Origin of the sequence: Pseudonocardia halophobica (assembly GCF_027922425.1) — a bacterium.
In the GTDB taxonomy this organism is placed as follows: Bacteria; Actinomycetota; Actinomycetes; order Mycobacteriales; family Pseudonocardiaceae; genus Pseudonocardia; species Pseudonocardia halophobica.
Window position 1 is genome coordinate 1 of sequence record NZ_BSFQ01000075.1, and the last position, 9,787, is coordinate 9,787.

The window sequence follows — 9,787 nt, forward strand, 5'->3', positions numbered from 1 at the left end:
GCCGCCGACCTGCTCGTCCTCGGCGCCGCGGACCGTGCCCACGCCGCCCTCGACGAGGCCGACGCCCGGCTCGCGGCCCTCCGCCGGCGGGCGGCCGGCGCGACCGGCGCCGGCGCCGCAGTGGCGGTCCTGGCCGTCGGGCTCACGGCCGTCGTGTGCGCGGGGCTGGGGCTCTCGGGGTTCGCGGCCGGCACCGTGCCCGGCCCGGTGATCGCCGTGCTCGCCCTGACCCCGCTCGCGTTCGCCGAGGTCATCGCCCCGCTCCCGGAGGCCGCCGTCCGCCTGCTGTCGATCCGCCCGGCCCTGCGCCGGCTGCGGGACCTCGGGGAACGGGAGCCGGTCGTCGTCGAGCCCGCGGCCGCGGCGGGGGTGCCCGCCCCGCGGTCGCTGCAGGCCCGTGACCTCGGTGTCCGGTGGCCCGACGCGGCCGTCGAGGCCGTCCACGGCGTCGACCTCGACCTCGGCGGCGGCCGCCGGGTCGCGCTCACCGGACCGTCGGGCAGCGGCAAGTCGACGGTCGTCGCGGCCCTGCTGCGGACCCTCCCGCCCAGTTCGGGCAGCCTGCACGCCGACGGCCGCGACGTGCGCGCGCTCCACGCCGACGACGTGCGGGCCGGGATCGCCTGGTGCGGGCCGTGGGCGCACCTCTTCGACAGCACGCTGCGCGCCAACCTCGCCCTCGCCGCACCCGGGGCGACCGACGACGACCTGGTCGCGGCCCTGCGCCGCGTCGCGCTCGGGTCGTGGTTCGACGCCCTGCCCGAGGGCCTGGACACGGCGGTCGGCGCGCACGGCGGCGCGGTGTCGGGCGGCGAGCGTCAGCGGCTCGGGGTGGCCCGCGCGCTGCTCGCCGACCGGCCGATCCTCGTCCTCGACGAGCCCACCGCCCACCTCGACGCCGCGACCGGCGCCGCGCTCGCGGCGGAGATCCTCGCGGCCACGGCCGACCGGACCGCCCTGCTCGTCACGCACCGGCCCGAGCAGACCCCGGGCGTGCCGCGGCTCGACCTCGGCCGGAGCCGCAGCCCGGTGTGAGTCACCCCAGCCGTTCGGCGACGTGGTCGGCCACGCGCAGGGCGTTGGCCATCGCCGTCAGCGACGGGTTCACCGCGCCGATGCTCGGGAAGACGCTGGTGTCGACCACGTAGAGGTTGTCCAGCTCGTGGGCCCGGCAGGTCACGTCGAGCGCCGAGCTCACCGGGTCGGTCCCGAACCGGATGGTCCCGGCCTGGTGCGCGGTCGCCCCGATCGGCATGCCCTTGTGCATGTAGATGCTGTGGTGCAGCAGGTGCTTCTCGTGCATGCCGAGGTCGGAGAGCCGGCTCTGCAGGGCCTTCCGGAGGCGCTTCAGCCCCTCGGTGTTGTTGTCCGGGTCGAGCGTGAGCCGGATCTGTCCGTCGCGTTCCAGGGTCACCCGGTTCTCCGGCCGCGGCAGGTCCTCGCCGCAGAGCCAGAAGTCGACGGCATGGTGGGCGAGCACCTCGAACGGCATCTCCGGGGAGAGTCGCCCGGCCCAGTGCGGGGCGTTCGCCCGGACCTGCTCGGAGTCGGACTTGCCGAGCATCTGGATGCCGCCCAGCGGGTAGTCCCAGTCCTCCGAGCCGAGGTACCAGTCGTGCACCGCCAGGGTCTTCTGGAACCGCGTCGGGTTCGGCTCCTTGGAGACGGCCATCAGCGCGAGGTTGTTGTGCCGCATGTAGTGCCGACCGACCACGCCGGAGCCGTTGGCCAGGCCGTCGGGGTGCTTGTCGTTCGCCGAGCGGAGCAGCAGCGCGGCCGAGTTCACGGCCCCGCAGGCAACCACCACGACGTCGGCGGTGAAGCGCACCGTCTCGAGGCCGCCCTCGCCCTGGTCGAACCGGGTGACGACGGTGGTGACCGAGCGCCCGTGGGGATCGGTCTCCAGCCGCGTCACCTCGGCGTGGGTGAGCAACCGGACGTTGTCGTGGGCCAGCGCAGGGTCCACGCAGATCACCTGCGCGTCGGACTTGCCGCCGATCAGGCAGGGGAAGCCGTCGACGCGGTCGCACCGGATGCAGGGGCTGTCGTAGGTGGCGTTCCCCTGTGCGTCCTGGTTCAGGCGCACCCCGATCGGCAGGTGGAAGGGGTGCAGTCCGATCTTGTCCAGGTCGTCGCTGAGCTGCTGGATACGCGGTTCGTGGCGCACCGGCGGATAGCGGTAGTCCGCGGAGGCCGGGCCCTCGGTGGGGTCGTCACCGTGCCGGCCGTGGACCTCGTAGAGGTGCTCGGCCTCGGTGTAGTACGGCTCGAGGTCGGCGTAGCTGATCGGCCAGCCCGGTGAGATGCCGCCGTGGTGGACCAGCTCGCCGAAGTCCTGCGGGCGCAGGCGGAACAGCGCCGCGCCGTAGAACTTGGTGTTGCCGCCGACGTAGTAGTTCACCTCGGGCGGGAACTCGTGGCCGTGGCGGTCGAGCCAGAACTCCGGGGCCCGGTACTTCCCCCGCACGAACACCGCGCCCGAGTCCCAGTTGTCGCGCTCGCGCGGCAGGTAGGCCCCGCGCTCGAGCAGCAGGACCCGCTTCCCGGTGGGCGCGAGGCGATGGGCGAAGGTGCCGCCGCCCGCCCCGCTGCCGATCACGATCACGTCGTAGTGGTCGCCGCTCACGGCCGTCCCTCCTTGGCGTGCTCCGCGGGCTCGGCCGCGTCGTCGTAGACGTCCCGCAGCGTCTCGATCTCCTGCGTGGTGAAGGTCCGCTCCCGCCGCGCGTCGCGGGCGAACGCGGCCGCCCAGGTCAGCACCGCGCCGACGCGGTTGCGGTACCCGGTGAGGAAGGCCAGGTGGAGGACCAGCCAGGCCAGCCAACCGGCGAACCCGCCGAACTTCAGCGGCCCGGCCGAGACGACGGCGTTGCCGCGCGAGAGGTAGGCGGCCGAGCCCAGGTCGTGGTACCGGAACGGACGGACCGGGCGCCCGGCCGACCGGTGCCGGATGCGGCGGCCCGCGTACATCCCGGCCTGCATCGCGACCTCGGCGACGCCCGGCAGGTGGTCCCGGCTCATCAGGTCGCCGATCACGGAGATCTCCGGGTGCCCCGGCACCGTGAGGTCCGGCTCGACCTCGATCCGGCCCGCGCGGTCGCGCGGGGCGCCCGTCGCGTCGGCGAGTGCCTTCGCGATCGGGGGTGCCTCCACCCCGGCGGCCCACAGCACGGTCCCCGCGGGGTACCGCTGCGTCGCGCCCGTGCCGTCGCGGACGTCGATGCCCCGCGCATCCACCCCGGTGACGACGGAGCCGAGGTGCAGCTCGACCCCGAGCGCGTGCAACCCGGCGGCGGCCTTCGCCGACAGGGCCGGCCCGAACGACGCCAGCGGTGCCTTCCCGGCGTCGAACAGCAGCACCCGGGCGTCCTCCGGGCGGATGCGGTGGAACTCCCGGCGCAGCGTGCGGGTGGCCAGTTCCCGGATCTGGCCCGCCAGCTCGACGCCCGTGGGCCCGGCCCCGACGACGGCGAACGTGAGCCACCGCCGCTGCTCGTCCGGGTCCGTCGCGGTCTCGGCCAGCTCGAACGCGCCGAAGACCCGGCGCCGGATGGCGAGGGCGTCGGCGATGGTCTTCATGCCGAGCGCGTACCGGGCGAACTCGTCGTGGCCGAAGTAGGACTGCCGCACGCCCGCGGCGACGATCAGGTCGTCGTAGGCCAGGGTCAGACGTTCGCCGTTCGGCCGCTCGGCGACGACGGTGCAGGCCTGCGGATCGACGTCGACGACGTCGGCCAGCACGCAGTCGACCGTGCGGTGCCGCTTCAGGACGTCGCGCAGCGGCGCCGCGATCTGTCCCTCGGACAGGATCCCGGTCGCGACCTGGTAGAGCAGCGGCTGGAACAGGTGGTGCTGCGCACGGTCGACGAGCGTGACCGCGATCGTGGGGTCGCGCAGCGCCCGGGCGGCGAAGAGTCCGGCGAAGCCGCCGCCCACGATCACGACGCGGTGCGCCCCCGGGCCGCCGGCGCCGTCGCGGGAGCGGCCGACGAGGGTCAGCCGGTGGGGTCGTGCCACGAGTCCCCCTCGGGCAGCAGGTCGTCGGCCTCCTTGGGGCCCCAGGTGCCGCGCTGGTAGCGCTGCAGGGGCACCACGTCGCCGAGGATCGGGTCGACCACCCGCCACGCGGCCTCGACGGTGTCCTGCCGGGCGAACAGGACCCGGTTGCCGTCCAGGGCGGCGCCGATCAGCCGGTCGTACGGGCGCGCGTCGTCCGCCGCGTGCTCGGCGAAGACCAGGTCCTGCTCCTCGGGCACGCGCTCGATCCCCTGCTTCTTGCCCGCCAGGGTCAGCGAGACCGCGGCGTTCGGCCAGATGCGGAAGCGCAGGGCGTTCACCGGGCGCGGGCCGGGCACGTCGAAGACATCGAGCGGGGCCGGCCGGAAGCGGATGCTCACCTCGGTGGCGGTCACCGGCATCGTCTTGCCCGCGCGGATCAGGATCGGGACGCCCGCCCACCGCCACGAGTCGAGCTCCAGCCGGACGGCCGTGTACGACTCGGTGGTCGAGACCGGATCGACGCCGGCCACCTCCCGGTAGCCCTCGTACTGGCCGCGCACGGTGTTCTCCGGGGTGAGCGGGCGGATCGCGTGCAGCACGCGGGCCTTGGCGTCGACCCAGGACAGCAGGCCGGAGCCGTCCGGCGGGTCCGCGACCACGGTGGCCAGGACCTGCAGCATGTGGTTCTGGAGGACGTCGCGGGTGGCGCCGGTGCGATCGTAGAAGTGGCCGCGGTCGGCGACGTCGAACGCCTCCGCCATGGTGATCTGGATGCTCTCGACGTGGTCGCGGTTCAGCAGCGGCTCGAAGATCGAGTTGGCGAAGCGGGCGACCAGGACGTCGTTGAGCGGGTCGAGGCCCAGCCAGTGGTCGACCCGGTAGATCGCGTCCTCCGGGAAGTACTTGAGCATGGTCTCGTTCAGGGCCCGCGCGCTCTGCAGGTCCGTGCCGAACGGTTTCTCGACCATCACCCGGGCACCCTCGGCGCGCCCGGCCCCGGAGATGCCCTCGGCGATCCGGGCGAACAGGACCGGCGGCACCTCGAGGTAGTAGAGCACCCGTTCGCCGTCGCCGATCTCCCTGCTCATCGCCTCGTAGGTCGCCGGGTCGCCGAGGTCGCCGTCGACGTAGCGCAGCAGGCCGAGCATGGTCCGGCCGGGCCCCGAGTCCGGATCGAGGTCGTTGCGGCGCAGCGACCGGGCGGCGTAGTCCCGGAACTGCTCCAGGCCCCACCCGCTCTTCGCGACGCCGACCACCGGCACGTCGAGGACGCCCCGCTCCACCAGCCCGACGAGCGCCGGGAAGGTCTCCAGCTTCGCCAGGTCCCCGGTCGCGCCGAAGATCACGAGGGCGTCCACCCGGTCCGTCGGCATGGCCTGCTCCTGTCCACCGAGGTCTGCGAGGTCGTGCGGGTGCCCGCCACCGTGCTGGCCCGCGGGCGCCGGTCGCCTCACTCGCACCGGATGAGGCGGGCCCGCCGGCCCGATCGACGAGGGCGGAGGCGGCGGACGAATCGGACACGCGCGACGCGCCCCGCTGTGGACGCGGCGTTCGGCTCGCCCGCGTCGGGTGATGCCCGCGCGGTGTGCCGACCCGACGGTGGGCCCCGTGTCCGTGGTCGACCTCGCCCGCCTGCAGTTCGCCGGAACGTCGATCTACCATTTCCTGTTCGTCCCACTGACGATCGGGCTGGGTCTGCTGACCGCCGTCCTGCAGACGTTCTGGCACCGCACGGACAAGCCCGAGTACCTGCGGCTGACCCGCTTCTTCGGCGTCCTGCTCGTCATCAACGTGGCGGTCGGCGTTGTGACGGGGCTCGTGCAGGAGTTCCAGTTCGGGATGAACTGGTCCGGCTACTCCCGGTTCGTCGGCGACGTGTTCGGGGCGCCGCTCGCGATGGAGGGCCTGGCGGCCTTCTTCCTCGAGTCGACGTTCCTCGGGCTGTGGGTGTTCGGGTGGAACCGGCTGTCCCGGCGGGTGCACCTGGCCACGATCTGGGCCGTCGCCGCCGGCGGCGTGCTCTCGGCGGCGTTCATCATGGCCGCGAACTCGTGGATGCAGAACCCGGTCGGGTACGAGATCAACCCGGTGACGCAGCGGGCGCAGCTCACGAGCATCGGCGCCGTGCTGGCCAACCCGGTCTTCCTGCGCAGTTTCCTGCACGTGCTGCTCGCGTCGGTGATCACCGCGGCGGTGGTCATGCTGGCCGTGGCGGCGTGGCACCTGCGCCGTCGCTCGCACGCGGCCGAGTTCGGCCGGGCGGCGCGGATCGCGCTCGGCGTGCTGGCCCCGGCGGTGGCGCTCAACCTGCTCGTCGGCAGTGAGCTGGGGGTCACGGAGGGCGAGTTCCAGCCCATGAAGATCGCGGCGGCCGAGGCCCAGTGGCAGACGTGCCAGCCGTGCTCGTTCTCGCTGTTCCAGATCGGCGGCGGCAACGACGACCAGACGCCGTCGAAGATCATCCAGGTGCCGCACCTGCTCTCGCTGCTGGCCACCAACTCCTGGAACGGCCAGGTGGTCGGGCTCAACGACCTGCAGGCGCAGTACGTGCAGCAGTACGGCCCGGGCGACTACGTGCCCAACGTGTTCGTCCAGTACTGGGCGATGCGCGGGATGGCCTACCTCGGCAGCCTCCTGCTCGTCGTCGCGCTGTGGGGGTTGTGGCGGCGGAACCGGCTCGTCGAGTCGCCGTGGTTCCTGCGGGTGGCGATCTGGTGCCTGCCGTTGCCGTTCCTGGTCAACACGGCGGGCTGGATCCTCACCGAGAACGGGCGGCAGCCCTGGATCGTGCAGGGCCTGCAGAAGACGGCGGACGCCAACTCGCCGTCGGTGAGCGCCGCGGCGATCGTCACGAGCCTGCTGATCTTCCTGCTGCTCTACGGCGCGCTGGCGGTCGTGGACTGGGTCCTCATGGCGCGCTACGCCCGCAAGGAGCTCCCGGCCGAGGAGGCCGCGGACGAGATCGAGGCGCCCACCCCGGCGCCCACCTACTGACCCGGGAGGTGAGCCGATGACCCTCGTCGCGTTCTGGTTCGTCGTCCTCGCGGTGGTGTGGACCGGGTTCCTGCTGCTCGAGGGGTTCGACTTCGGGGTGGGCATGCTGCACGGTGTCGTCGGGCGCGACGAGGCCGGGCGCGACCTGGCGATCCGCAGCATCGGGCCGGTGTGGGACGGCAACGAGGTGTGGCTCGTGCTGGCCGCCGCTGGAACCTTCGCGGCCTTCCCGGTCTGGTACGCGGTGATGTTCTCGGCGTACTACCCGATCATGGTCGTGGTGCTCGTCGCGTTGATCCTGCGCGGGGTGTCCTTCGAGTTCCGGTCCCACTCGGACTCGCCGCGCGCCCGGGCGCTGTGGAGCGGTGCGCTCGCCGGCGGGAGCCTGGTGGTCCCGCTCGGCCTCGGCATCGTGCTCGGCGGGCTGTTGGCCGGGGTCCCGATCGACTCCGCGCAGGAGTTCGTGGGCGGGGCCGGGGACCTGTTCCCGGCGTACGCGCTGATGACCGGAGCGACGGTCGTGCTGGTGTGCCTGGTGCACGGGGCGGTGTTCCTCGCCCTGAAGACCACGGCGGCCCTGCGCCGGCGGGCCCTCGGGATCGCCCGGGCCCTCGCCCCGGTGGTCGCCGTCGTCGTCACGGGGTGGGCGGCGTGGACCCGCGTCACGTCGGGGGACGGGGTGCTGCTGTCCGTGGCCGAGTTCGCCGCGATCCTCGCCGCGATCATCGCGGCCGCCTTCGTGCACGTCCGGCGCGAGGGCCTCGCGTTCGCCGCCACCGCGGCGACCATGGCCGCGCTGACGGCGTCGATCTTCTCGGAGCTGTACCCGCGCGTGATGGTGTCCAGCCTCGGCCCTGCGAACGACCTCACCACCACGAGCACCGCCTCCGCCTCGTACGCGCTGACGGTCATGACGGTGGTCCTGGCGGTCCTGCTGCCCGTCGTCCTGGCGTACCAGGCGTGGACCTACCACGTGTTCCGCGCCCGGCTCCGCGGGCCGGTGCGTGAGCCGGAGCCGTCGCCGGTGGCGCCCGCCGATCCCGGTTAGGGTCGGCGGGTGGCCCTGATCGACCTGCACACCCACTCGACCGTCTCGGACGGCACCGAGACCCCCGAGGAGCTGGTCGCCACGGCGGCCGCCGCGGGCGTCACGACGCTCGCGCTCACCGACCACGACACCACCGGAGGCTGGGACCGGGCCGCCGCCGTGCTGCCGCGGGGGATGCGGCTGGTGCGCGGGGCGGAGTTCTCCTGCGTGAGCCCCACCGGGCGGCCGGCGACGCCGGGGGACAAGGCCACCGTGTCGGTCCACCTGCTCGGGTACCTGTTCGACCCCGAACACCCCGCGATCGTCGCCGAGCAGCGGCGGCTGGTGGCCGAGCGCGTCGAGCGGCTGCGGAAGATGGCCCGCAACGTCTCCGCCGACTACCCGCAGCTCGACGCCGACCGCGTGTTCGACCTCGTCCCGGAGGGCACCACGCCGGGCCGCCCGCACCTCGGGCGGGCGCTCGTCGCGGCCGGGGTCGTCGAGTCGGTCAACGAGGCCTTCGCCGGCATCCTGCGCACCGGCAGCAAGTACTACGAGCCGAAGACCGACACGCCCGTCGAGCGGGCCGTCGAGATGATCGTCGAGGCGGGCGGCGTGGCGGTGTTCGCACACCCGCTGGCGCGCCGGCGCGGGCGGGTCATCGAGACCTCGGTGCTGGCCGACCTGGCCCGGATCGGGCTGAGCGGCGTCGAGGTCGACCACCCCGACCACGACCCCGCGGACCGTGAGCTGCTGCGCGGGGTCGCGGCCGAGCTGGGCCTGGTCCCGACGGGGTCCAGCGACTTCCACGGCACCAACAAGACCACCCCGATCGCCGCCGAGACGACCGCGCCCGACGCCCTCGACGAGCTGCTCGCGAAGGCCGCCGGCGTCGACGTCGTCGAGGGCGCCTGAGCGCGGGCCGGGGCCGCCCGGCCGGTACCGTGACGCGGTGCCCGGTTCCTCCTCCCGCGCCGCCGGGAGCGGCGGACAGCTCGGCTTCGACGACCTGCTCGACGACGGGTCGCTGCCCACCGGGGTCGCCCGGGAGGCCGCCCGGTGGGCCCGGCCGCTGGTCCGCGTCACGCCCGCCCGGCTCGGGACCTGGGAGTCCTGCCCGCGGCGCTACCGGCTGACCTACGTCGAGAAGCCCGCGCCGCCGCGCGGCGGGCCGCGGGCGGCGAGCACGCTCGGCGCCGTCGTGCACCTCGCGCTGCGCGCGTTGTACCTGCGCCCGGTGCGGGAGCGGACCCCGGACCAGGCCGCCGCGCTCGTCGACCGCAACTGGTCGGGCGAGGGCTTCCGCGACGGTGCACAGGAGGCGGAGTACCGCGGCCGGGCCCGCAGCTGGGTGGCCGACTACGTCGCCGAGCACGTCGAGGGAATGCCGGAGCCGCTGGGCGTCGAGCGCTGGGTGTCCGCGCCGACCTCGGCGATCGTCGCCGAGGGGCGGGTGGACCGGATCGACGGCGACGCGGGCGCGGCCGTGATCGTCGACTACAAGACCGGGCGGCGGGTCCCCGAGCCCGGCGACGCGCGGGACTCGGCGGCCCTCGCCCTCTACGCCCTCGGCGCCGCCCGCACGCTGCGCCGCGACTGCCGGCGCGTCGAGCTGCACCACCTGCCGACCGGCCGGGTCGCCGCGTGGGAGCACGACGAGGCCTCCCTGGCCGGGCACGTGGCGCGGGCCGAGCGCGGCGCCACCGATGCCGCCGACGCCGCCCACGCGCTCGCCGCCGGCGGCGGCCCCCACACCCCCTTCCCCCC

Annotated in this window: 8 protein-coding genes; 5 read left to right on the forward strand and 3 right to left on the reverse strand. The window is 74.2% G+C overall.

Annotated elements, in window-relative coordinates; genetic code table 11:
* The coding region (locus PKE99_RS36920) for an amino acid ABC transporter ATP-binding/permease protein (RefSeq protein ID WP_271214977.1) at positions 1 to 1,035 on the forward strand (1,035 nt) is incomplete at its 5' end.
* 1 nt (position 1,036) lies between these two features.
* On the opposite strand, the gene PKE99_RS36925 is transcribed toward PKE99_RS36920, so the two are convergent.
* From PKE99_RS36925 to zwf, 3 genes are read right to left on the reverse strand one after another with little or no spacing between them, the layout of a single operon-like run.
* Positions 1,037 to 2,626, reverse strand: a complete 1,590-nt coding sequence (locus PKE99_RS36925) for a GMC family oxidoreductase (RefSeq protein ID WP_037042846.1) — start codon at positions 2,624 to 2,626, stop codon at positions 1,037 to 1,039.
* Positions 2,623 to 4,017, reverse strand: a complete 1,395-nt coding sequence (locus PKE99_RS36930) for an NAD(P)/FAD-dependent oxidoreductase (RefSeq protein WP_063739692.1) — start codon at positions 4,015 to 4,017, stop codon at positions 2,623 to 2,625. Before PKE99_RS36930 ends, PKE99_RS36925 begins: the two co-directional genes overlap by 4 nt.
* Positions 3,996 to 5,372 carry a glucose-6-phosphate dehydrogenase gene (zwf, locus tag PKE99_RS36935; RefSeq protein WP_037042843.1) on the reverse strand — a complete coding sequence of 459 codons (1,377 nt, stop codon included), beginning with the start codon at positions 5,370 to 5,372 and terminating at the stop codon, positions 3,996 to 3,998. The genes PKE99_RS36930 and zwf overlap by 22 nt, the downstream gene beginning before the upstream one ends.
* 235 nt (positions 5,373 to 5,607) lie before the next feature.
* On the opposite strand from zwf, the gene PKE99_RS36940 reads away from it, so the two are divergent.
* The 4 genes from PKE99_RS36940 to PKE99_RS36955 form a co-directional block, all read left to right on the forward strand.
* Complete coding sequence (locus PKE99_RS36940) at positions 5,608 to 6,993, forward strand: cytochrome ubiquinol oxidase subunit I (RefSeq protein WP_037043144.1); 1,386 nt, start codon at positions 5,608 to 5,610, stop codon at positions 6,991 to 6,993.
* A gap of 16 nt (positions 6,994 to 7,009) precedes the next feature.
* Entirely contained in the window at positions 7,010 to 8,041 is a 1,032-nt protein-coding gene (cydB, locus tag PKE99_RS36945) for a cytochrome d ubiquinol oxidase subunit II (RefSeq protein WP_037042837.1), read from the forward strand.
* Between the two features lie 9 nt (positions 8,042 to 8,050).
* The gene (locus tag PKE99_RS36950) at positions 8,051 to 8,935 is read left to right on the forward strand and encodes a PHP domain-containing protein (RefSeq protein ID WP_037042835.1); all 885 of its coding nucleotides are present in this window, start codon (positions 8,051 to 8,053) and stop codon (positions 8,933 to 8,935) included.
* Positions 8,936 to 8,972: 37 nt separating this feature from the next.
* A partial coding sequence (locus PKE99_RS36955) for a RecB family exonuclease (protein WP_306470790.1) occupies positions 8,973 to 9,787 on the forward strand: 815 nt, incomplete at its 3' end.